The following is a 22413-nucleotide window of genomic DNA, read 5'->3' on the forward strand; positions in this document are numbered from 1 at the left end:
GTCTGAAACGATGACAAAGGTTTCCGGGTTGCGCCAGCCGGGCAACACTTCCTGCATGATGTTCGGCCCGGCCTGCATGTTGTTGGTGGCCTGGGTCCAATAGACCTTGAGGTTGCCATCGTTCAGTTCGCGGCTTTGCTGCACGGCATGGTAGCCGGGCTTTTCCGGAATGGTGCCTTCGGGCAGTTTCCAGATCTTCTCGGTGACTGCGCGATGCTTGGGATTGGTAACGACCATGTCCGCGGGCAAACGGTGCGAAAAAGTGCCGACTTCACGCGCGGTGCCACAGGCTGACGGTTGCCCGGTAAGCGAGAACGGGCTGTTGCCGGGCTCGCTGATCTTTCCGGTCAGCAAATGGATGTTGTAGATCATGTTGTTCGCCCAGACCCCACGGGTGTGCTGGTTGAAACCCATGGTCCAGAACGACATCACCTTGGTTTTCGGATCGGCATAGAGCTCGGCCAGCATCTTCAGCCGTTCGGCCGGAACACCCGACTCGCGAGCGGCGCGGTCCAGGGTGTAGGGCTTGAGGAACTCGGCATAGTCCTCAAAGCTGATATCGGTCCAACCGCCTGCATTGGCGGCATTCTCGGCCTTGATTTCCCGCGGATCGGTTGCCCGTAGGCCATAACCGATGTTGGTATTGCCTTTGGCGAACTTTGTGTGATTCTTGATGAAGTCCTGGTTGACTGCGCCACTCTCGATAATGTGGTTGGCGATGTAGTTGAGAATCACCAGATCGGTCTGCGGGGTGAACACCATCGGAATATCCGCGAGATCGAAGCTGCGGTGCTCGAAGGTCGACATCACGGCGACTTTCACATGCGGCGCGCTCAGGCGGCGGTCGGTCACGCGGGTCCAGAGCACCGGATGCATCTCGGCCATGTTCGAGCCCCAGAGCACGAACGCGTCGGCGGCCTCGATATCGTCATAGCAGCCCATGGGCTCGTCCATGCCGAATGTACGCATGAAGCCGACAGCAGCTGAGGCCATGCAGTGACGTGCGTTCGGGTCCAGGTTGTTGGAGCGAAAGCCTGCCTTCATCAGTTTGCTGGCCGCATAGCCTTCCCAAACGGTCCACTGGCCGGAGCCGAACATGCCGACGGCGGTGGGGCCGTGGTCACGCAGCGCGGCCTTGAACTTCTCTTCCATGATGTCGAATGCTTGTTCCCAGCTCACCGGCTGGAATTCGCCTTGCTTGTCGTACTTGCCGTTTTTCATCCGCAGCAGCGGTTCGGTCAGGCGGTCAGAGCCGTACATGATCTTCGACAGGAAATAGCCTTTGACGCAATTGATGCCGCGGTTGACCTCGGCCTTCACATCGCCATGTGTGGCGACGACGCGGTCGCCGCTGGTGGCGACCATTACGCCGCAGCCGGTACCGCAGAACCGGCACGGCGCCTTGTGCCACTTGAGTGCTGTCGCCTGCGGGTCAGTAACGAGGTTGCTGGCGCTGGTGGCGATCGGCAGGCCCGCCACGCTGGCGGCGATAGCGGCGGCGTTGGCTTTGGCGAATTGACGTCGTGTGAGGCTCATTCAGACTCTCCTTCGGGGCTGAGGAGTTCGTGATAAATCAAAGCAGCGTTGAGGACGCCGGGCAATTGTTGGATGTGGCTGATGGTGTCAAGAATGCGGCTTTCATGCTCTGCCTCGAGGACCACCACCACTTTTCCGGCGGCGCTTTCCTGGTGCAGCTCTGCGCCCGGCAATAGCACGATGTTCTGTTTCACTGCATCCATCAGCTCGGGGCGGCAGTGCACGAGGAGGCTCGCGATATGCAAGGCGTCGGTCATTTTTTGTCAAGAAGCTCCACCTGCCCTGAAACGAGCAAGTAAATATTGAAAGGGAGTGTTCATGTTTCAGGCCATCAGCTCGGCGGGCCGGGCGGGCCGAAAAACAACTGGCTTATCCAGACGATGAAGCCATAGCCCGATACGGTCAGGACGCTCAAAAGCGGAAAGAGAAAGACCAGCAGAAAGAGGAATAGCCGTGTTTCCTCGGGCTTACCCGCAGGCGTGGGATCGGTATGGTGCGGCACTGCGTTCACCTTTAAATCGGAGTGGCGTTCGCCGAGTCTAGTTAGCCTTCTTTGCTTAATCAAAGTCAGCTGTCTATTTGACTTCGGCTATATGGGCTAAAACTGATGTTATTGATCTGGATCAAGGAATGGGCTCTAGCTGGCCGCGCTTGGTTGATCGTGTTCAGTAGTAATATCCCGCTGGAACGGCTCTGGCAAGCGGCTTGGTGCCGCAGAGGCTGTGGTAGGCTGCACCGCTTTTTAAGCTCGCGCTGTGGCGGGCCTAGGGATTGTATCCATGCCTTGTGACTCGTTTGATTCTCATCTGAAACGCGGCACCGCTGCTTATCATCGGGCAACGCTGGCGCTGTTCTGCGCCGGATTCGCAACCTTTGCCATGCTCTATTGCGTGCAGCCATTGCTGCCGTTGTTGGCCTCGCATTTTTCGGTGTCGGCAGCGACCAGCAGCCTGGCTTTGTCGTTAACGACGCTGTCGCTGGCGCTCTGCCTGTTAATAGCTGGAGGCTTGGCCGAAAGCTGGGGACGAAAGCGTGTCATGGGCGTGGCACTCCTGTTGGCTGGCTTGCTCGGTCTTGCTTGCGCAATGGTGGAATCCTGGGCGCTGCTGCTTGTGTTGCGGGCCTTGCTGGGGCTAGCGCTCAGCGGGCTTCCGGCATTGGCGATGGCTTACGTGGGGGAGGAGTTCGACCCCGAATCGTTGCCCGCAGCGATGGGTCTGTATATCGGTGGAACTGCTCTAGGTGGGCTTTTGGGCAGGCTTCTGTCGGGCCTGCTAAGTGATCTTGGTGGTTGGCAACTGGCGCTCGGCGGGATTGCCGGCTTGGGTCTGGCAGCGCTGGTAGCTTTCGTCTGGCTGCTGCCGGCCTCTCGTCATTTCAAGGCGCAACCGTTGTCGCTGCGCGGGCTGCTGAGCAATTTTTCCGAGCACCTGAGCAACCCCATTCTGCGTAACCTGTTCCTACAGGCATTCCTGCTCATGGGCGGCTTCGTCGCCTTGTTCAACTACATTGGGTTTCGTCTGGCCGGGCCGCCGTTCGGTCTTTCCTCGACCGTCATCGGTCTACTGTTTACCGTGTATCTGGCCGGAATCTTCAGCGCGGGTTGGGCCGGGCGGCTGGTGCCACGCCTGGGCGCGAGAAAGGTGCTGCAAGGCGGTGTCGTGCTGATGCTTTTGGGTGTGGGGCTGTGCTCAACGCCCTGGCTGATCGCGATCGTGGCCGGACTGGCGTTGTTCACGTTGGGCTTTTTCGCCGCGCATGCCGTGGCCAGCGGGCAGGTTGGGGTGCATGCCAGGGGCGCGAAGGCGCAGGCGTCGGCGCTTTACCTGTGCGCCTATTACCTGGGTTCGAGTGTGGTGGGTTATGCCGCGGGCTACGTATGGGAGCATGCGGGATGGCTGCCGTTGATGGCGGTGCTCGCTGCGCTGTTCGTGATTGCCGCCTGGCGTGCCAGTCGCCTGTAACGCGCTGGGCAGTCAGTCGATTCGCTGTTCACCGCTAAAGGCCAGGGTGGCACGGCAGCTGCGACAGAAGTAACGGCGACCTTTGCGTACCAACGCATGGCGCTGCGCTGTAAACGGAAAATCGCGCTCGGGGCAGGCGCAGCGATAGATGTAGGCGCTGGTCTGCCGCCGGCTGATCGCGTAGCTATGGCAGCGATCGGGAGTCAGTTCGTACACGCCGCGCATGATCAATTGCCACTCTTCACCATGGGGGCGAATCCGACCGCCGAACATCTGGTGAGCGACCAGATGGGCCACTTCGTGAGCCACGGTCTGCTTCAGGAAGTGCTCGCGGTTTTCCTGATACAGCTGCGGATTGAAGCGCAGCAGATTGGTCGTCAGATGCGCAACGCCGGCTTTCTGCCCACGCAGTTTGAAGCTGACTTGCGGTCGTTCGAAGCGCTTGTTGAAAAAAGCTTCAGCCTGTTGATAACAGGCCTCGACTCGGGCGTGTAGCTGATCGGGCATAGGGCCTCCGGAGAAGCCCCGAATTATGCCGTATCACGCCTGGCTGACAACCGTTCAGAGACCGCCGGGCTCGCTTTGTGGCCGTTCCTCCTGGGTGCCATATGCCTGGTCCTGTTGGTCTGTGCGCTCATAGTTCGGCTGGATGAACTGCGACCAGAACAGAATCATGGACACCAGAATAGTCACCATCACCAGCAACGCCACGGCCCAGATCGAGCTCGCGTAGAGAAAGCTCTGCGAACTGCGCTGGCGCATGAATGCGGGCAGGCCGGTGAACAGCAGATACGTGGAATAGATACCTGCGATCAGCAGAACAATGGCGGCAAACCAGCGATTCGGGTACAGACCCGTCACGCCGGCGAGTAGGAAGGGCGTGATCACATACGCGACGAAGCCGATGCATTGATTGAGGCTGGGTTGTACGTCGAACGCGCGAGCCATCCAGCGTACGAAGAAGCCCATGATCACGGTGCCGATGACGATGGCCAGATACAGCAACACGCACAATTGCAAAGCACTGGTAATGGTGAGCCGAACGCGTTCATCTTCGACCAGGCTCCAGCCCACGAACGTGACACCGATAAACAGGCATACCGCAGGAATCAGCGCCAACAACAGCAAATGCGTCATGTAATGCAAGCCGTGAGCGTCTTCCTTCTGGCGAATGATCTCCCAGGCTCGGTCTGGCCGGGTAAACAGGCTGATGAATTCTGGTGTCATGGCGACCTCCTGATGCCGATGCTTGAGCGCGAACCTTCTGGTATAGACGCTCAAGCGTGGCAGGGATTCAACGCCACTGTGTCGCAGACGAAAACGGGCCGACGCTGAAGGCGATCGCGTCGGCCCAGTTGCTGGCGAGGTTAGCGGATGTAGATCGGCCCGACGCCCATGCCCCACGTAATTACCGACAGCGCCAGAATCGCTACCAGGACCACCAGCCCTACAGCCAATACCGAACTGGAGAACAGGAAACCCTCATCGGAGGGTATGTTCATGAATGTCGGCAGACCAACATAGAGCAGGTAGGTTGTGTAGCAGATTGCAGCCGTACCCACGATCATTCCCAGCCAGATGTCCGGGTAGAGCGCGGCCAGCCCGCCGACGAACAGTGGCGTGGCGGTGTACGCTGCGAACACGATGCACTGGACAAGCGTTGGACTGGCGTCATAGGTACGGGACATCCAGTGGATGAAGCCACCCATGACGGCGACGCCGGCAAGCATCGCCAGGTAAGAAAGGATGGTCAGTTGTAGTGCACTGCTTTCGGTTAGCTTGACCGCTTCGCCTCCGCCAATGCTCCAGCCGATCTGGGTTGTGCCGATGAAAGCCGAGATGGCGGGAATAGCCGCCAGTGCCGCCACCTCTCCAAGGTGCAAACGGCCTACGGCGCGTTCTTCTCCGGTGATTTCCTGCCATTCCTGGCCAGGGTGAGCAAACAGTCCCCAAACGTGATTGATCATGCCAGCGTCTCCTCGGTTTTGGAGGGTCGCTTCGCCTGGCGTGCCGTCAGTTGGACGGGCGTGCGACCTTATGTCGCAGTATAGGGAGGAGGCGTTACGGTGTACGGGATGGGTTAGAGCAATTGGAAGCTATCAGCCTATCGGTAATAGCGTTGCAGTATTTCCATCGCCAGATTGATTGACTGCAGGCGTGTCGTGCTGCCGCCTCGGTCCGGGTGGTGAATGCTTACCAACTGACGATAGCGGCGCTTGATGGTATGCAGGCTCAACGACGCGGCTTCCTGATCCAGCTCGAACAGTTCCAGGGCTGCACGCTTCTGCTCTGGATCCCATATTTCGTTGCGTTCACCCAGGTGATCGCCGCGCATGCGCGACCAGAAGCTCGCCAGTAACCGTTCCACTTCTGTCTCATCGGTGTCACGGAGGTTCGTCAGGTCGAGGTAGTAGTCGCGCAGCGGATCGCTTTCAACAAGACCGCTGACCCCGGGCACGTAGGGTTGAAGCTGGACGCACAACGGCGAAATCTGCACGCTGTGGCTCGTCTCGCCCCAAAGCTGGTCGCGCAAGCGGTACAACGCGTTGAACACGAGGAAATGGGTACGGAACAGCACCAGCTTGTCGAGCAGCGGCAGGTTCGGGATATGCGTGCTATGACGGGCCTTGAGTTGCTGAATCAGTTCGTATTCGCTGCAGCCGTCCGGCTGTTCGCGCAGCAGTACGAATATCTGCTCGGCCAGGTCCATGTCGGATTCGAGATCATTATTCATGGCGAAAGCCTAGCATAAGGCCAGCGTTGCAAATGGCTGGATGGATGGGGTGGGGCACTGGTGCTTTTTGCGCGTAAAATGCGCGCCTTTCGCATCTCACCGGACTCTGAAATGGGCAACCTCTCGGTCAACCAGAACAAACTGCAGAAGCGTCTGCGTCGCCTTGCTGGCGAGGCGGTCACCGATTTCAACATGATCGAGGAAGGCGACAAGGTGATGGTCTGCCTGTCCGGCGGCAAGGACAGCTACACCATGCTCGACGTGTTGCTATACCTGCAAAAGGTCGCGCCGGTCAGGTTCGAGATCGTCGCCGTGAACATGGACCAGAAGCAGCCCGGCTTCCCCGAGCACGTGCTGCCTGAGTACCTGAAATCCATCGGTGTCGAGTACCACATCGTCGAGAAGGACACCTACTCGGTGGTCAAGGAGAAGATTCCGGAAGGCAGGACCACCTGCTCGCTGTGCTCGCGCCTGCGTCGCGGCACGCTGTATACCTTCGCCGACGAGATCGGTGCGACCAAAATGGCGCTCGGTCACCACCGTGACGACATCCTCGAGACGTTCTTCCTCAACATGTTCTACGGCGGCACCCTCAAGGCTATGCCGCCCAAGCTGCTTTCCGATGATGGGCGCAACGTAGTGATTCGCCCGTTGGCCTACTGCAGCGAGGCGGATATCGAAGCCTACTCGCAGATGAAGGAATTCCCGATCATCCCGTGCAACCTCTGCGGCTCGCAGGAAAACCTGCAACGCCAGGTGGTCAAGGAGATGCTGCAGGAGTGGGAGCGCAAGTCGCCGGGTCGCGTCGAGATCATGTTCCGCGCCTTGCAGAACGTGGTGCCGTCTCAACTGGCTGATCGCAACCTGTTCGATTTCACCAGCCTGCGCATCGACAACGACGCTACGCCACGCTTTTTCGACGTGATGAGTGTGTAACGGCAGCCGCAAGCTGCAAGCTATAAGTCGTAGGGAAGCTCTTGTGGGGCGTGTTTCAGCCCCGACGGCAACTGTAACCTGGTCGCGGGCCATGCGGTGTTCTGCATCGGCCCGGTGCTTCTGATACTAGCGATCTACGCTGTCGTTTGAGGTGAGGTTTTGCCCCGGCTCGCCATCCGAGCCAGGGTGTAACCCAGCGTATGCAATGTCAGCTCGGTCGAACCTGCTTCAACGTTTCAGCGATCATGAAGGCCATTTCCAGCGACTGATCGGCGTTGAGCCGCGGATCGCAGTGGGTGTGGTAACGGTCGCAGAGGCCGTCTTCGGTGATCGGGCGCGAACCTCCGATGCACTCGGTGACGTTTTGCCCGGTCATTTCGATGTGAATCCCGCCGGGGTAACTGCCTTCGGCGCGATGCACGTCGAAAAACTGCCGCACTTCGGCCAGTACCCGAGCAAAGTCCCGGGTCTTGTAGCCGCTGGACGCTTTCATGGTGTTGCCGTGCATCGGGTCGGAGCTCCACAGCACTTGACGACCTTCACACTGCACGGCCTGGATCAGCCGTGGCAGGCCCTCTTGGACCTTGTCGGCACCCATGCGCACGATAAGGTTAAGGCGGCCGGGATCGTTCTCGGGATTGAGGGTATCGATCAGGCGGATCAGCTCATCGCTGTCCATGCTTGGCCCGACCTTTACGCCGATCGGGTTACCGACGCCACGCAGGAATTCCACATGGGCGCCGTCCAGCTGCCGCGTACGATCACCGATCCAGAGCATGTGTGCCGAGCAGTCATACCAGCCGCCAGTGAGGCTATCCTGGCGCACAAACGCCTGCTCGTAATTCAGCAGCAGCGCCTCGTGCGCGGTGAAGAAGCTGGTTTCGCGCAACTGCGGTGCATTGTCCATTCCACAGGCACGCATGAATCTCAGCGCCTGGTCGATCCGCGCGCCCAACTGGTGGTACTTCTCCGCCATCTGCGAATTGGCGATGAAATCGAGATTCCACTGATGCACCTGATGCAAGTCGGCGAAGCCGCCCTGGGCGAACGCGCGCAGCAGGTTCAGGCTGGACGTCGATTGATGGTAGGCCTGCAGCAGGCGCTCCGGATCCGGTACGCGGCTTTTCTCATCGAAGCCAATGCCGTTAACGATATCGCCGCGGTACGCCGGCAAGGTAACGCCGTCGATGGTCTCGCCACCGGACGAGCGCGGCTTGGCGAACTGGCCCGCCATGCGCCCGACCTTGATAACCGGGCAGCCCGCGGCAAAGGTCATCACCACCGCCATCTGCAGCAGCACCTTGAACGTGTCGCGGATTTTCGGTGCGGAAAACTCGGCGAAGCTTTCCGCGCAATCGCCGCCTTGCAGCAGAAAAGCGCGACCCTGAGTGACCTCGGCGAATTGCCGGCGCAGCTCCCGTGCCTCGCCAGCGAACACCAGTGGCGGCAAGCTCGCTAGAGTCGCCTCAACGCGCTGCAGATGGGCGGCGTCCGGATACTCAGGCTGCTGCTGGATGGGCTTGTTTCTCCAACTGGTGGGGCTCCAGGCTTGGCTCATGGAAATTTATTCCGTCCGTAAAAAGTGTGCGAATTTTACCTGATGCGCCAGCTCGGCGCTGATAGCCCTTGCCAATCGGGCTGGTAAGATGCGCCGACCGGTTTGGGAGTGAGCGCAGTGGACAAGCAGGAAGTGTTGCTAGCCGAAGTGCATGACGCGTTCGGTTTGATCCGTGTGCTGGAGGTAGGGGAGTACCGGTTTCTCGAGTTCGGCGCGGCGGTCGAGCAAAGCTGTGTGTTCACCCGCGACCCGAGCTGGCTGGAGTATGACTATACGCGCGCCATGTTGATGGGCGGCTTGCTGCATGCGGCGCCGGAAACCGCGCTGTTTCTCGGGCTAGGTGCTGGCACGCTGACCCAGGCATGCCTTGAGGTTCTGCCGCTGGAAGACGTTGAGGCCATCGAGCTACGGCCGGACGTGCCTGAGCTGGCGATGCGGTATATGGGCCTGCAGAATGACTCGCGGCTTTACATTCGCATTGGCGATGCGGTGGAACTGCTCGATTCGGCCGAAACTGCCGATCTGATATTCGTTGACCTCTACACCGACTTAGGCCCAGCAGCCGCGCATCTGGCGTGGCGCTTTCTTGAACGCTGCCAGCAAAAGCTGAATCCGGACGGCTGGTTGGTCATCAACCAGTGGGGCACCGACGAGGACAAGCCGTTGGGTGCGGCGCTGCTTCGCGGTTTGTTTCACCGTCACTATTGGGAATGCCCGGTGAAGGAGGGTAACGTCGTCCTGTTCGTACCTGCCGATCTGGAGCAGACGCTCAATGAGGCCGGCCTGCGTGAACGCGCCGCGACGTTGGCTCCGCGGCTGGGCTACTCGCTGGATTCATTGATCGGCGCGCTAAGGCCGGCCAGCTGATTGCGCGATGCTGCCAATCGACGCCATTACGATGCACAGGTCTCGCAAACGACGGGTTAGCACGTTGCTCTGGTAGGAACGAGCTTGCTCGCAAGGCTGACTCGAACCCTTCGCCATTAGTCGCGCGCCCTGGTGACACCGCCTTTGGCTGGCGGCGGGCTGCGAGAAAACCCGCATTCGTGAACCTAACTCCAAAGACAAATTACACGCACAGCTTCACATAATTCCGGTATAGTACGCGCCGGCTGAAACTCAGCCTGCGTTCAGGTACTGCAACACACGAAGCGCTGCTTCGGCTGCTTTCCGCTTCTCGCGGCTGTCCTAGACGATTCATCATTCATTACGTTTTCGCAAACCCCGCCGACCAGGCTGCCAGGGTGACCTTCGGGTTTTGCATGGCATGCGCAGCTTCGGAACATGGGTCTTTGCGGAGCATCAGGAAAAGACCCATGACCCAGGAAATCGGCGGCTTTGCCGCACTCGGTATTCATCCATCCGTACTCGCTGCAGTCATCGCAGTGGGCTACGAAGAGCCTTCCGCGATCCAGAGCCAGGCTATCCCGGTAATCCTCGGCGGCCACGACATGATCGGCCAGGCCCAGACCGGTACCGGCAAGACCGCTGCATTTGCGTTGCCCATTCTGTCCAAGATTGACCCGGCCAAGCGGGAACCGCAGGCGCTGATCCTCGCGCCGACTCGCGAACTTGCCTTGCAGGTCGCCACGGCATTTGAAACCTACTCCAAGCAGATGCCCGGCGTTGGCGTTGTCGCTGTCTACGGTGGCGCTCCGATGGGTCCGCAGCTCAAGGCGATCCGCCAGGGCGCGCAGATCATCGTCGCCACCCCAGGCCGTCTGGTCGACCACCTGAGCCGCAACAGCACGCTGCTGTCGACAATCCAGTTCCTGGTGCTCGACGAAGCCGACGAAATGCTCAAGCTGGGTTTCATGGATGACCTCGAGGTGATCTTCGAAGCCATGCCGGAAAGTCGTCAGAGCGTGCTGTTCTCCGCGACCCTGCCGCATTCGATCCGCGCGATCGCCGAGAAGCACCTGCGCGAGCCGCAGCACATCAAGATTGCCGCCAAGACCCAGACAGTCGCTCGTATCGAGCAGGCGCACCTGATGGTCCACGCCGACCAGAAGATCCCGGCCGTGCTGCGTCTGCTGGAAGTCGAAGACTTCGATGCGCTGATCGCCTTCGTGCGTACGAAGCAGGCCACGCTGGATCTGGCTGCTGCGTTGGAAGCCAAGGGCTACAAGGCTGCCGCGCTGAACGGTGACATCGCGCAGAACCAGCGTGAGCGTGTCATCGACTCGCTCAAGGATGGTCGCCTGGATATCGTGGTTGCCACTGACGTCGCCGCCCGTGGCCTCGACGTAGCGCGTATCACCCACGTGTTCAACGTAGACATGCCTTACGATCCGGAATCCTACGTACACCGTATCGGTCGTACCGGCCGTGCCGGTCGTGAAGGGCGTGCGTTGCTGCTGGTGACTCCGCGTGAGCGTCGCATGCTGCAGGTCATCGAGCGCGTCACCAACCAGAAGGTCGCCGAAGCTCGTCTGCCGAACGCTCAGCAAGTGCTGGACGCGCGCATCAAAAAGCTGACCAACAGCCTGTCGCCGCTGGTAGCCGATGCCGAAGCAAGCCACGGTGAACTGCTCGACAAACTGATCGCCGACATCGGTTGCAGCCCGCGCGCCCTGGCTGCCGCACTGTTGCGCAAGGCCACCAATGGCCAGGCGCTGACCCTGGCTCAAGTCGAAAAAGAGCAACCACTGGTGCCGACCAGCAGCCCGCGCGAGCGCTCCGATCGTCCAGAGCGCAGCGGCGACCGCGAACGTCGTGCCCCGGTCCCGCTGGCCGAAGGCCGCGCCCGCTGCCGCACTGCACTCGGTGCCCGCGACGGCATCGCCGCGCGCAACCTGCTCGGCGCCATCCTCAATGAGGGCGGCCTGGCCCGTGAAGACATCGGCCGCATCCAGGTGCGCGACAGCTTCAGCCTGGTCGAACTACCGGAAGAAGGCCTTGAGCGCCTGCTCGGCAAACTCAAGGACACCCGCGTTGGCGGCAAGCAGCTGAAGCTGCGTCGCTATCGCGAGGATTGATGCTTAGCTGCAGCGGCACGCGCTAAGGCTGGGCCTCGTCAGAAACAGAAAGGGTGGACTTCGGTCCACCCTTTTTTTTGTTCTTCGTGGAGCCTGGGTAAGAGCGATTGACAGTTCGCCAGTCAGAACGGGGCAGGGCAGTCGAAGCGCAAGCGTTCGCCAGTTTGAGGATGGGTCAGGGCAAGCATGCTGGCGTGCAGGCAGAGCCGGTCATGCGCGGCGAGGGCCTGTTCGTGCGCATAGAGCCGGTCGCCCAGTAGCGGGTGGCCGATCGAAAGCATGTGCACGCGCAGCTGATGGGAGCGACCAGTGATCGGGGTGAGCTCGACCCGGCTGTAATCACCGAAGCGTTCCAGGACTCGCCAATATGTCAGCGCGTGTTTGCCCAGTTCATGATCGACTACATGCCGTGGTTTTGTCGGAGGGTCATAGCGCAGCGGTAGATCGATGCTTCCGCTGTCCTGCTCGGGTTCGCCCCAGCATAAGGCGGTGTAAGCTTTTTCTGTCTCGCGGTCATGGAACTGTCGCGAGAGCTCGCGGTGGCTGTCAGCGTCACGCGCCAGCACGATCAGGCCTGAGGTTTCCCAATCCAGACGGTGGACGATGCGCGCCTCCGGATAGCCGTTCTCCTGTAGCCGGGTGACCAGGCAATCCTTGTTGTCATCCGCGCGGCCGGGCACCGATAGCAGCAGGGTAGGCTTGTTGATAACCAGCAGAGCGGCGTCTTGATGAACGATCTGGATGTTGCTGAGGGGCATTTTTCGGATTCCGCAAACGACATCGGCGACCGAAGTCGCCGATGGATCTGTCGCTGCACAAAGTGCTGGCGACAACCGGTCGATCAACGATCCGGCAGGGTGATGTTCAGTTCGAGGATCGAGCAACTGCCCTGATCCTCCAGGGCGACCTGGACCTGATCGCTGTCGATGTTGACGTATTTGCGGATTACCTCGACCAACTCTTTCTGCAAGGCTGGCAGATAGTCCGGCTGCGTACGCTGGCCGCGCTCATGGGCGACGATGATCTGCAGGCGTTCCTTGGCAATGTTGGCTGGCGTTTCCTTCTTCTTGCGTTCGCGAAAGAAGTCGAGAAGGTTCATTCGCGGCCTCCAAACAGGCGTTGCAAGAAGCCCTGTTTCTTCACATCGAGGAAGCGATGGTTCACGTCCTTGCCCAGCAGGCGATCCACCGCGTCGCTGTACGCCTGGCCGGCATCGCTCTGGTCATCAAGAATGACCGGTACGCCCTGGTTGGAGGCTTTCAGAACGGCTTGGGATTCCGGGATCACGCCCAGCAGGCGGATCGAAAGAATCTCCTCGACATCTTCGACGCCGAGCATTTCGCCTTTGACCACGCGCTCGGGGTTGTAGCGGGTCAGCAGCAGGTGTTCCTTGATTGGCTCTTCGCCGTTTTCGGCGCGGCGGGATTTGCTGGCCAGCAGGCCCAGCATGCGATCCGAGTCGCGAACCGACGAGACTTCCGGGTTGGTCACGACGATGGCTTCATCGGCGAAGTACATCGCCAGGTGCGCACCCTTTTCGATACCGGCCGGGGAGTCGCAGATGACGAATTCAAAGGTCTTGGCCAGCTCATCGATGACCTTGCCAACGCCCTCGAGCGTCAGTGCATCCTTGTCGCGGGTCTGGCTGGCGGCCAGCACATAGAGGTTTTCGAGACGCTTGTCCTTGATCAGAGCCTGGGTCAAGGTGGCATCGCCCTGAATGACGTTGACGAAGTCATACACCACACGGCGCTCGCAGCCCATGATCAGGTCCAGATTACGCAGACCGACGTCGAAGTCGACGATGACGGTCTTGTGGCCGCGCAAGGCGAGACCGGTACCGATGGCGGCGCTGGAAGTGGTTTTACCGACGCCACCCTTGCCGGAAGTGACTACGAGGATCTTGGCCAAGGTGATTCACCCTAAATATGAAGTCGGGCCCGTAGCCGAGTCGGCTTACAGTGCGCCCGTTTTGGTGCTTGAAAATTCGCGGCAGTATCCGTTAAAGGCGGGTGATGTTCAACACGTCGCCGGATAGCTTCATCTGTACGGCTTCGGCCCACAGAGGGTCGCGTCTAAGGTCTTCGGCGACTTTGTAATGCCCGGCAATCGAGACCATTTCAGCGGCCAGTTGCTGGCAGAAAATGCGTGCATTGGTATCGCCCTTGATGCCTGCCAGCGCGCGTCCACGCAACGGACCGTACACATGGATGTTTCCATCGGCGAGAAGTTCCGCTCCGGGGCTCACCGCAGCGAGCACGATCAGATCGCCACCCTGGGCATAGACCTGCTGGCCGCCACGGATCGGGCTGGTGATCACACGTGTAGGTCGGTAGGTAGGCTCCGCCGGTTTGGCGGGCTCGGCTGGCGCTTTGCTGGCGATGTCGAGCTTGCGTTCGCGAGCGCCCGACGGCGGCAATATGGGCAAATCGAGCTGGCCGGCCGCTTCGACAATCTGCGGATCGCCTGCACGCAACGCCAGGGTACGCAGGCCGTGCTTGCGGCAGAGCGCGATGAGCGCGGGCAGGTCGAGGTTGCAATCGGCCGGGAGCTTGTCCAGGGCCAGCACCAGCGGGGTATTGTTGAAGAAATCCGGGGCCTGTTCGACCTTGACGGCGAGCTGCTGATCCAGACGCTGCAGGTCGTTCTGTGTCAGCTCCAGCACGGTGATGGCGAGCATGCTGCCCTTGAGCTGGAACACGGGGGCTTGGTCGGTGAGATCGGCTTGGCTCATGGTCTGCCTGCTGCGGTAAATGGCGAGGACTTATAGCGGGGGAGGCTGCCGCCTGCAAGTCTCACCAGCACCGTCGGACGGGTGCCGTGCATCGCGATGCTGCCGCATTGGCGGGCAATTTATCGCTAGAATGCGCGCTTTCATCGGTTCGGGCTTGCCAATGGATCGTCCTCGTTTCCGCTCATCATTTCTTCACCCGCGTTTCTGGTTGCTGTGGCTTGGCCTCGGTTTGCTGTGGTTGGTGGTGCAGTTGCCCTATCGGATGCTGTTGCTGCTGGGACGCGGACTGGGCGCACTGATGTATCGGGTTGCGCGCTCGAGACGGCAGATTGCGCGGCGCAATCTGCAGCTGTGTTTTCCTGAACTGAGCGACAAGGAGCGTGAGCGACTGCTGCGCGAGAACTTTGCCTCGACCGGCATTGCCTTCTTCGAAATGGCTATGAGCTGGTGGTGGCCCAAGTCGCGTTTGCAGCGACTGGCGCAAATCCAAGGGCTCGAACATCTGCAGCAAGCACAGGCGCAAGGTCAGGGCGTGATCCTGATGACGCTGCACTTCACCACGCTGGAAATCGGTGGAGCGCTGCTCGGTCAGTGGCACACCATCGATGGCATGTACCGCGAGCACAAGAACCCGGTGTTCGATTATGTGCAGCGGCGTGGCCGGGAGCGGCATAACCAGGATGCGACGGCGATCGAACGCGAGGATGTGCGTGCCATGCTCAAGGTCCTGCGTGCGGGTCGGGCGATCTGGTATGCGCCGGACCAGGATTACGGACGTAAGCAGAGCATCTTCGTACCCTGGTTCGGTATTCAGGCGGCAACCGTGACCGCTACGACAAAATTCGCCCGCCTGGGACGCGCCAGGGTGGTGCCTTACACGCTGGAACGCCTACCTGACGGAAAGGGCTACAGCCTGGTGGTGCATCCGCCATTGGACGATTTTCCCGGTGAAAGCGAGGAGGCCGACTGCCGCCGAATCAACGAGTGGATCGAAGACTCGGTCAGGCAACACCCTGAGCAGTATCTGTGGGCCCACCGGCGCTTCAAGACGCGACCGGCGGGAGATCCGAGTCTTTACCGCAAGCGTCCGAAGAAGCCGGTCAGTCTGTAAACACGCCGCCGCGGAAGTCGCGCAGCGCCTGCTCGATCTCTTCGCGGCTGTTCATCACGAACGGCCCGTACTGCACAATCGGTTCGCCGATCGGGCGGCCTGCCAGGAGCAGAACGCGGGCGCCGCTGCTGGTTGAAAGCGCCAGCTCGCCCTGTTCCGAGAGCCTGGCCAGCTGCTTTTTCTCGAGGCGTTGCCGGCCTACCAACAATTCGCCCTCGAACACATAGAGGATCACTCGCAGCCCGTCGGACAGCTGTGGGCTTAACCCTGTGCCGGCGGGAAGATGCAGATCGAACAGCTGTGGCTCGGTATCCGGTCGTTGCACAGCACCGGCTTGTGTGACGCCTTCGGCGCAGAGCTGGCCGGCGATCACGACCGCCTCGACACCAGTCGGTAGCGTTATCCGCGGAATTTCGGCAGGGGAGAAGTCTCGGTAGCTCGGTTCGTCCAGCTTGTTTTTCGCCGGCAGGTTGAGCCACAGCTGGAAACCGCGCATCACGCCGTGTTCCTGTTGAGGCATCTCGCTGTGAATGACGCCGCGTGCGGCGGTCATCCACTGTACGCCGCCGCTCTCCAGCAGGCCGACATTACCGAGGTGATCCTCGTGGCGCATGCGGCCTTCGAGCATGTAGGTAATCGTCTCAAAGCCGCGGTGCGGGTGCGCCGGAAAGCCGGCGATATACTCGTCCGGGTTGTCCGAGCCGAACTCGTCGAGCATCAGGAAGGGATCGAAGCGCTCCGGTGCGGCGCCCCCGAACAGTCGCGTCAGGCTGACGCCGGCGCCGTCAGAGGTGGCGCGGCCGGTGCTGATGGAAAGAATGTCGCGCGTGGTCATAGCTTCGCTCCATGGACAGATGGGTTAAGACTACGGCTAGCGACTCGATTCGTTTATGCGAAATTCGAACCGATTGCATCGATCAAATCGATCATTCTCCGATCTGCAGCTCCCGCGCGCGGGTATAGACGTAGCGGACCTTCTCGTACTCGAACGGCGAGTTGAGCTGGCCGTAACGCAGTGGCGTGGTGTGGCGGATGTCGATCAATCGCAGCGCCGTGAGGCCGAATTCTCCACCGCTGGCTTGGGCGTAGCTGAAGTAGTCGACCTGCCGCTCGACGCCGAAATCCACTGCCTGGCCCGCTGTGTCCCGCAGGTTGGACGGGCCGAGCGCCGGCAGGATCAGGTACGGGCCGTGGGGTACGCCATAGAAGCCAAGGGTCTGACCGAAATCCTCGTTATAGCGGGGCAAACCCATGCGCGATGCAGGGTCCCAGACGCCTCCGATGCCAAGGATCGTGTTGAACAGCAGGCGCGCCGTGGTGGTCATGGCGCGCTCGCCCTTGAGCTGAGCGACGCTGTTGAAAAGTGTCGGGATTTCCCCGAGGTTATCGAAGAAGTTGCTGACGCCGGTCCGCACGATCTTCGGCGTGACGTAACGGTAGCCGCGCACGGCAGGCAACATCACGAACTGATCCAGTCGATAGTTGAAGTAGTACATGCGCCGGTTCAGTGACTCCCAGGGGTCATAGATATTCAGCGCTTCGTAACTGGCGCGCTCGAACTCATGCTGATCCAGGCCCGGATTGAACTGCAGGTTGCGTAATGGATGAGTGAATCCGTCCTCATCGGGGATCTGCATCTGGGCGTGAGCGAGGCTGCCGACGAGCAAAAGCGATGCAAACAAAAAGCGTCTAGCCACGGAAAAACTCCAACATATCCTGGGCGTTGACCCGGTAGGTAAGGTTGCCGCAGTGGCCACCGCGAGGGTAAAGCTTCATCCGGTCACCGAAGGTGCGGCGAAGGAAGCCCAGATCGCCCGCGCCGAGAATGATGTCATCGGCGTTATGCATGACGCCGATCTTCGGGCTGTTGCGCATGTAATCCTCGAGCGCATACAGACTGACCTGCTGGATCAGTTGCGCCATGCTTCCGCCGTCCTGCTGCGCCCGCCACATGGGGATCAGTTGCTCGGTGATATAACAATCGAAATCGCAAAGCAGCGCTTGGCGGAAGAACGGCTCGAGACTCGTGCCTTCATCGATCGGGTACTCGGGCGGCACGATCAGGCCGCGGCGGTTGATCAAATCGGACGTGAAGGCAATGTCTGCCGCCGAGAAGCGAAACACCGACCCAATCAGCATGGCCATCTGCTCGTCCGTCAGCCGCAGCGCGGATTGCTGGAAGTCGAACAGCATCGCCTCGTCCAGATTGATCGTGCCTTGCTGCCGGTAATAGCGCGTAAGCTTTTCCAGAATCACTTCGTAAAAGGTGGTTGTGCTGTCGATGGCATCGACTTGGGTCTGCACCAGCTTGTCGAGGTTGCTGATCGAGGTGTAGAGGTTCACCGGTGGATTGACCATCAACACGCGCTTGAAGTCGAAACTCTGCCGCGTCTCATCGAGCTTGCTGACGAAGGCGGCGTTGAGCGCGCCGAGGCTGTAGCCCAGCAGGTTGAATTCGGTTACCGGTAGATCGTGCTGCTGGGCGCGAATGGCTTGCATCACCCGGTAGAGATCCTTCGCATCGCCTGGGCTATAGCCTGGCGTCGCGTAGCGCGAGGCGGCGGCGATAAAGTCGAAACTGGTGGGAGATGACAGTTGCACCACGTGGTAGCCAGCCCCGTAGAACAATCGTTTGAGCGACTCGGTCTTGCCTGCCGAATAGCTCGCTCCGGTGCCGGAAATGATGAACATCAGTGGCGCCGGACCGGGCTGCTTTGCCAGCCGGTATGTCAGGCGTTTTACCGCCCAGAAGTTCTCGGGCAGGATGAATTCACGCTCTGGACGTAATCGAATGCTGTAGTCCGCCTGGTCAATGTCATCATCGCCTGGCAGCTCGGCGCGCAGTGCCACCGGTGTGGTGGCTATCGTTGCCTCGAATGGGTTGCTCAGCGGATAGCCGTATTGTTCGACGCTGATGTCGGCCGCGTGGGCGGGCATAACGACCAGTGCGAGCAGTGCGCTCAGACACAGCAGCACGCGCATATGTAGGATCTCCGGTGACTTCGGTGGGGTTCGGCTTGGTAGATGCAGAGATGATATCGGCTGCGATGGGCGTTCGGTCTTTCGTGGAAGGTTTGAGTCCCGCCCTGTCGCTCTTCGCGGGGATCACGGCTTAGCCCGCTGAGGAACATAACGCGTGCTCCGATAATGCCTGCAAACGCTCATGGCATGTCGCTTCGCTAAGCATTGACCATAACTAAGCCGGCTGGTTGCGTCCTCCCGCTAGTTCATAGCAAAAAGCCTTATCGACGAGCTGCAGGTTCTTGTAGTGACCATTTGGTCATGCGTGCAGCTTTTGCCGGTCACGAAGTTCGGCCGCGATTGCGACGGGATTTCACGCCTGGTGATGGAGCCAGGCGTGGGTCGGTATCTGTTCCGCTTGCCCTTGGCCTTTGCCCAGGCGCTGCCAGATTTTCTCGTGGAAATAGAAACCGACTGAATTGCACAGAGGCTCGATCGCTGCCACCAGTCCGCCAGCCGCGACGCTTCCGGTCAGCGCATAAGTAACCGTAAAAGCGATGCAGAAGTGCATCAGGGTGAAGGTTACGGTCTTGATCATGGCAGCGCACTCCAAAGGTTTTCGAGAAATGTTCTCGAATGAGATGGAGTGTGGTCCTCTTTGCGCGAGCCAGGAAATCGTCGCGGTTGATAATCGGCATAGCAATGTTCTATAGCCCCTCTGACTATCAAGGGAAACCGCACAGGCGCGTCTGGTCCGGGCGTTTGACGAAATAAAAACAAGACTATGGTCGAGTGGTGTTCGAACGGGTCGGCCCTAAAGTAGCCGCCCTGCCTTCATGTGTGGGCAGAGGACTGTGTGGAGACCCCAATGAACAACGAGACCGTAATTCAGCAAATCAATGCTGATCCACGATTCCAGGACCTGGTTACCAAGCGTGGTCGTTTCGCCTGGATGCTCGCGACCATCATGCTCACCGCGTACTTCGCTTTCATCCTGGTTATCGCCTTTGACCCTGCGGTTCTGGGAACACCTTTGAGCACAGGCTCTGCCACCACCTGGGGCATCCCGGCGGGTCTGGGCTTGATCTTCATGTCGTTCGTGCTGACGGGAATCTACGTGCAACGCGCCAACGGCGAGTTTGACCGCATCACCCAAGACATCCTCAACGAGGCTCAGAAATAATGCTTGCTCGCCTGCTGACCGCAGCTGCTCTGATGGCAGTTGCTCCGGCGCTGTTTGCTGACGCCCTGACCGGCGAAGTGCAGAAACAGCCGACCAACTGGACCGCCATTTCCATGTTCATCGTATTCATCGTATTCACGATGGGTATCACCAAATGGGCGGCCAAACGCAACACGTCTACCTCCGATTACTACACCGCCGGCGGTAGCATCACCGGCTTTCAGAACGGATTGGCGATCGCTGGCGACTTCATGTCCGCAGCGTCATTTCTCGGTATTTCCGCGCTGGTCTTCACCAGCGGCTACGACGGCCTGATCTATTCGATCGGCTTCCTGGTGGGCTGGCCGATCATTCTGTTCCTGATGGCTGAGCGCCTGCGCAACCTGGGCAAGTTCACCTTTTCCGACGTCGCCTCCTACCGCCTGGGGCAGACGCAGATCCGTATCCTTTCCGCATGCGGTTCGCTGATCGTGGTGGCCTTCTACCTGATCGCGCAAATGGTTGGTGCGGGCAAGCTGATTCAATTGCTATTCGGCCTCGACTATCTGGTCGCGGTGGTGATGGTCGGCGTGCTGATGGTCATGTACGTCATGTTCGGCGGCATGCTCGCGACCACCTGGGTACAGATCATCAAGGCTGTCCTGCTGCTGGCCGGCGCAACCTTCATGGCCGTTATGGTCATGTATAACGTTGGCTTCGATTTCAGCCGCCTGTTCTCCGACGCGGTCGCGCTGCACCCGAGCCATCAGGCGATCATGAGCCCGGGCGGCCTGGTTTCCGACCCGATCTCGGCGATCTCGCTGGGCCTGGCGTTGATGTTCGGCACTGCCGGTCTGCCGCACATCCTGATGCGCTTCTTCACCGTTGCCGATGCCAAGGAAGCGCGCAAAAGCGTGTTCTACGCAACGGGCTTCATTGGTTACTTCTACATCCTGACCTTCATCATCGGTTTCGGCGCGATCCTGCTGGTCAGCACCAACCCAAGCTTCAAGGACGCCTCGGGGGCCATCATCGGCGGCACCAACATGGTCGCCATTCACCTGGCTTCAGCGGTCGGCGGCAACCTGTTCCTGGGCTTCATCTCGGCAGTGGCCTTCGCCACCATTCTGGCGGTGGTCTCGGGTCTGGCGCTGGCCGGTGCTTCCGCCGTCGCCCATGATCTCTACGCCTGCGTGATCAAGAAGGGCAAGGCCAGGGAAGAGGACGAGATGAAAGTGACCAAGCGCACTACGCTGGCATTGGGTGTGCTGGCTATCCTGCTCGGCGTCGCGTTCGAGAATCAGAACATCGCCTTCATGGTCGGCCTGGCGTTCTCGGTTGCCGCCAGCTGCAACTTCCCGATCCTGTTCCTCTCGATGTACTGGAAGAACCTGACCACACGCGGCGCGCTGATCGGCGGCGCGATGGGCCTGGGTACGGCATTGCTGCTAACCATTCTCAGCCCGACGGTATGGGTCGACGTGCTGCACTTCGAGAAGGCCATCTTCCCGTACAAGTACCCGGCTCTGTTCGCCATGATTGCGTCCTTCGCCGGCCTGTGGTTCTTCTCGGTTACAGACAAGTCTAAGATGGCTGCCGAAGAGCGCGCGCGCTTCTTCCCGCAGTTCATCCGCTCGCAGACTGGCCTCGGCTCGACTGGTGCGGTCGCCCACTGATACTGGGTTTTGTAACGAAAGGCAGCCTTCGGGCTGCCTTTTTTTGTTCTGGGACCAGTCATCTCGGCGGGGCCAATCGAGAGCGGAGCATGGCTGTCATTCAGCATTTCGATAGAGGCCGGAGCCTGCGGCAGCTTTCGCTAGACTCGTGGCAACCCAACGAACAAAAGGTTACAAACGATGCAAAATCGCATGATGGTCACTGGCGCCGGTTCCGGTCTGGGTCGTGAAATCGCCTTGCGCTGGGCGCGCGAGGGCTGGCAGCTGGCATTGTCGGACGTCAACGAGGCCGGTCTGGCCGAAACCCTTAAAATGGTCCGTGATGCGGGCGGCGACGGTTTTACGCAACGCTGTGACGTGCGCGACTACAGCCAGCTGACGGCACTGGCGCAGGCCTGCGAGAGCAAGCTTGGCGGCATCGACGTGGTGGTCAACAACGCTGGCGTTGCCTCGGGTGGCTTCTTCGAGGAGCTGTCGCTGGAGGACTGGGACTGGCAGATCGCAATCAATCTGATGGGTGTGGTCAAGGGCTGCAAGGCCTTCCTGCCATTGGTGCAGAAGAGCCAGGGCAAGATCATCAATATCGCCTCTATGGCGGCGTTGATGCAGGCGCCAGGAATGAGCAACTACAACGTGGCCAAGGCCGGCGTAGTGGCGTTGTCCGAGAGCCTGCTGGTGGAGTTGAGGCAGCAGGAAGTCGGGGTTCATGTGGTCTGCCCGTCATTCTTCCAGACCAATCTGATGGATTCCTATCGCGGTCCGACGCCCAACATGAAAGCGCAGATCAGCAAGCTGCTCGAAGCGTCGCCTATTTCTGCTGCGGACATTGCCGACTACATCTACCGTCAGGTCGCTGAGGGCGTGTTCATGATCCTGCCGCACGAGGAAGGGCGGATGGCCTGGAAGGTCAAGCAACAGAATCCACAGGCGATCTATGACGAGATGGCGCTGCTGGCAGAGAAGAAACGTAGCAAACGCAAAACCTGACCGACCAGTCCGTTTTGCTTGCCCTGATCCAGGGGCGGGAGTAGGGTTGCCGGTCCTACCCAGTCTGCCTCTGGAC

24 protein-coding genes are annotated in these 22413 nt (G+C 60.0%); 8 read left to right on the forward strand and 16 right to left on the reverse strand.

Going from position 1 to position 22413, the window contains the following annotated elements; translation table 11 throughout:
• The 3 genes from napA to PSTU_RS0113515 all read right to left on the reverse strand — a co-directional run.
• The coding region (gene napA, locus PSTU_RS0113505) for a nitrate reductase catalytic subunit NapA (RefSeq protein ID WP_019341555.1) at positions 1 to 1536 on the reverse strand (1536 nt) is incomplete at its 3' end.
• A complete protein-coding gene (locus tag PSTU_RS0113510; RefSeq protein ID WP_019341556.1) occupies positions 1533 to 1793 on the reverse strand; it encodes a chaperone NapD in 261 nt (86 codons plus the stop codon). The genes napA and PSTU_RS0113510, both read right to left, overlap by 4 nt.
• Positions 1794 to 1867: 74 nt before the next feature.
• The gene (locus PSTU_RS0113515) at positions 1868 to 2038 is read right to left on the reverse strand and encodes a nitrate reductase (protein ID WP_019341557.1); all 171 of its coding nucleotides are present in this window, start codon (positions 2036 to 2038) and stop codon (positions 1868 to 1870) included.
• A gap of 277 nt (positions 2039 to 2315) precedes the next feature.
• Here PSTU_RS0113515 and PSTU_RS0113520 point away from each other — a divergent pair, with 277 nt between their 5' ends.
• Positions 2316 to 3500, forward strand: a complete 1185-nt coding sequence (locus PSTU_RS0113520) for an MFS transporter (RefSeq protein ID WP_019341558.1) — start codon at positions 2316 to 2318, stop codon at positions 3498 to 3500.
• Positions 3501 to 3512: 12 nt separating this feature from the next.
• Here the strand turns inward: PSTU_RS0113520 and PSTU_RS0113525 are convergent, their stop codons facing one another.
• The 4 genes from PSTU_RS0113525 to PSTU_RS0113540 form a co-directional block, all read right to left on the reverse strand.
• Positions 3513 to 4007, reverse strand: a complete 495-nt coding sequence (locus PSTU_RS0113525) for a SprT family zinc-dependent metalloprotease (protein ID WP_019341559.1) — start codon at positions 4005 to 4007, stop codon at positions 3513 to 3515.
• Between the two features lie 54 nt (positions 4008 to 4061).
• Positions 4062 to 4727, reverse strand: coding sequence for a Yip1 family protein (locus PSTU_RS0113530; protein ID WP_019341560.1), 666 nt, complete (start codon positions 4725 to 4727; stop codon positions 4062 to 4064).
• Positions 4728 to 4867: 140 nt separating this feature from the next.
• Positions 4868 to 5467, reverse strand: a complete 600-nt coding sequence (locus PSTU_RS0113535; protein WP_019341561.1) for a Yip1 family protein — start codon at positions 5465 to 5467, stop codon at positions 4868 to 4870.
• Positions 5468 to 5604: 137 nt separating this feature from the next.
• Complete coding sequence (locus tag PSTU_RS0113540; RefSeq protein WP_019341562.1) at positions 5605 to 6234, reverse strand: DNA-J related domain-containing protein; 630 nt, start codon at positions 6232 to 6234, stop codon at positions 5605 to 5607.
• A gap of 111 nt (positions 6235 to 6345) precedes the next feature.
• On the opposite strand from PSTU_RS0113540, the gene ttcA reads away from it, so the two are divergent.
• Complete coding sequence (gene ttcA / locus PSTU_RS0113545; protein WP_029404779.1) at positions 6346 to 7170, forward strand: tRNA 2-thiocytidine(32) synthetase TtcA; 825 nt, start codon at positions 6346 to 6348, stop codon at positions 7168 to 7170.
• A gap of 208 nt (positions 7171 to 7378) precedes the next feature.
• On the opposite strand, the gene PSTU_RS0113550 is transcribed toward ttcA, so the two are convergent.
• Complete coding sequence (locus PSTU_RS0113550) at positions 7379 to 8728, reverse strand: class II 3-deoxy-7-phosphoheptulonate synthase (protein WP_019341564.1); 1350 nt, start codon at positions 8726 to 8728, stop codon at positions 7379 to 7381.
• Between the two features lie 117 nt (positions 8729 to 8845).
• Between PSTU_RS0113550 and PSTU_RS0113555 the strand changes: the two genes are divergently transcribed.
• Positions 8846 to 9595, forward strand: coding sequence for a spermidine synthase (locus PSTU_RS0113555; protein WP_019341565.1), 750 nt, complete (start codon positions 8846 to 8848; stop codon positions 9593 to 9595).
• A 449-nt stretch (positions 9596 to 10044) separates the two neighbouring features.
• Positions 10045 to 11706, forward strand: coding sequence for a DEAD/DEAH box helicase (locus tag PSTU_RS0113560; protein WP_019341566.1), 1662 nt, complete (start codon positions 10045 to 10047; stop codon positions 11704 to 11706).
• 122 nt (positions 11707 to 11828) lie between these two features.
• Here PSTU_RS0113560 and PSTU_RS0113565 read toward each other — a convergent pair whose 3' ends face one another.
• The 4 genes from PSTU_RS0113565 to minC all read right to left on the reverse strand — a co-directional run bounded on the left by PSTU_RS0113565 (position 11829) and on the right by minC (position 14440).
• The gene (locus PSTU_RS0113565) at positions 11829 to 12464 is read right to left on the reverse strand and encodes an RluA family pseudouridine synthase (protein WP_019341567.1); all 636 of its coding nucleotides are present in this window, start codon (positions 12462 to 12464) and stop codon (positions 11829 to 11831) included.
• An 83-nt stretch (positions 12465 to 12547) separates the two neighbouring features.
• Positions 12548 to 12805, reverse strand: coding sequence for a cell division topological specificity factor MinE (minE, locus tag PSTU_RS0113570; protein ID WP_019341568.1), 258 nt, complete (start codon positions 12803 to 12805; stop codon positions 12548 to 12550).
• The gene (gene minD / locus PSTU_RS0113575) at positions 12802 to 13617 is read right to left on the reverse strand and encodes a septum site-determining protein MinD (RefSeq protein WP_019341569.1); all 816 of its coding nucleotides are present in this window, start codon (positions 13615 to 13617) and stop codon (positions 12802 to 12804) included. The genes minE and minD overlap by 4 nt, the downstream gene beginning before the upstream one ends.
• A gap of 91 nt (positions 13618 to 13708) precedes the next feature.
• The gene (gene minC, locus PSTU_RS0113580) at positions 13709 to 14440 is read right to left on the reverse strand and encodes a septum site-determining protein MinC (RefSeq protein ID WP_019341570.1); all 732 of its coding nucleotides are present in this window, start codon (positions 14438 to 14440) and stop codon (positions 13709 to 13711) included.
• Between the two features lie 160 nt (positions 14441 to 14600).
• Here minC and PSTU_RS0113585 point away from each other — a divergent pair, with 160 nt between their 5' ends.
• Positions 14601 to 15551 (forward strand): lipid A biosynthesis lauroyl acyltransferase, encoded by a 951-nt coding sequence (locus PSTU_RS0113585; protein ID WP_029404780.1) that lies wholly within the window; start codon positions 14601 to 14603, stop codon positions 15549 to 15551.
• On the opposite strand, the gene PSTU_RS0113590 is transcribed toward PSTU_RS0113585, so the two are convergent.
• The 4 genes from PSTU_RS0113590 to PSTU_RS0113605 form a co-directional block, all read right to left on the reverse strand.
• Positions 15541 to 16386 carry a pirin family protein gene (locus PSTU_RS0113590; RefSeq protein ID WP_019341572.1) on the reverse strand — a complete coding sequence of 282 codons (846 nt, stop codon included), beginning with the start codon at positions 16384 to 16386 and terminating at the stop codon, positions 15541 to 15543. The genes PSTU_RS0113585 and PSTU_RS0113590 overlap by 11 nt on opposite strands.
• 91 nt (positions 16387 to 16477) lie before the next feature.
• Entirely contained in the window at positions 16478 to 17188 is a 711-nt protein-coding gene (locus tag PSTU_RS0113595; protein WP_051127894.1) for a VacJ family lipoprotein, read from the reverse strand.
• Positions 17189 to 17240: 52 nt separating this feature from the next.
• The gene (locus PSTU_RS0113600) at positions 17241 to 18533 is read right to left on the reverse strand and encodes a serine protein kinase PrkA (RefSeq protein WP_019341574.1); all 1293 of its coding nucleotides are present in this window, start codon (positions 18531 to 18533) and stop codon (positions 17241 to 17243) included.
• A gap of 352 nt (positions 18534 to 18885) precedes the next feature.
• Positions 18886 to 19110 carry a DUF2061 domain-containing protein gene (locus PSTU_RS0113605; protein WP_019341575.1) on the reverse strand — a complete coding sequence of 75 codons (225 nt, stop codon included), beginning with the start codon at positions 19108 to 19110 and terminating at the stop codon, positions 18886 to 18888.
• A gap of 270 nt (positions 19111 to 19380) precedes the next feature.
• Between PSTU_RS0113605 and PSTU_RS0113610 the strand changes: the two genes are divergently transcribed.
• The 3 genes from PSTU_RS0113610 (at position 19381) to PSTU_RS0113620 (ending at position 22337) form a co-directional block, all read left to right on the forward strand.
• A complete protein-coding gene (locus tag PSTU_RS0113610; RefSeq protein ID WP_019341576.1) occupies positions 19381 to 19695 on the forward strand; it encodes a DUF485 domain-containing protein in 315 nt (104 codons plus the stop codon).
• Positions 19695 to 21350, forward strand: a complete 1656-nt coding sequence (locus PSTU_RS0113615) for a cation acetate symporter (RefSeq protein WP_019341577.1) — start codon at positions 19695 to 19697, stop codon at positions 21348 to 21350. The genes PSTU_RS0113610 and PSTU_RS0113615 overlap by 1 nt, the downstream gene beginning before the upstream one ends.
• Before the next feature lie 180 nt (positions 21351 to 21530).
• A complete protein-coding gene (locus tag PSTU_RS0113620) occupies positions 21531 to 22337 on the forward strand; it encodes an SDR family oxidoreductase (RefSeq protein ID WP_019341578.1) in 807 nt (268 codons plus the stop codon).
• The last annotated feature ends 76 nt before the right edge of the window (positions 22338 to 22413 follow it).

It is taken from the genome of Stutzerimonas stutzeri SDM-LAC (genome assembly GCF_000235745.1).
GTDB lineage: Bacteria > Pseudomonadota > Gammaproteobacteria > Pseudomonadales > Pseudomonadaceae > Stutzerimonas > Stutzerimonas stutzeri_H.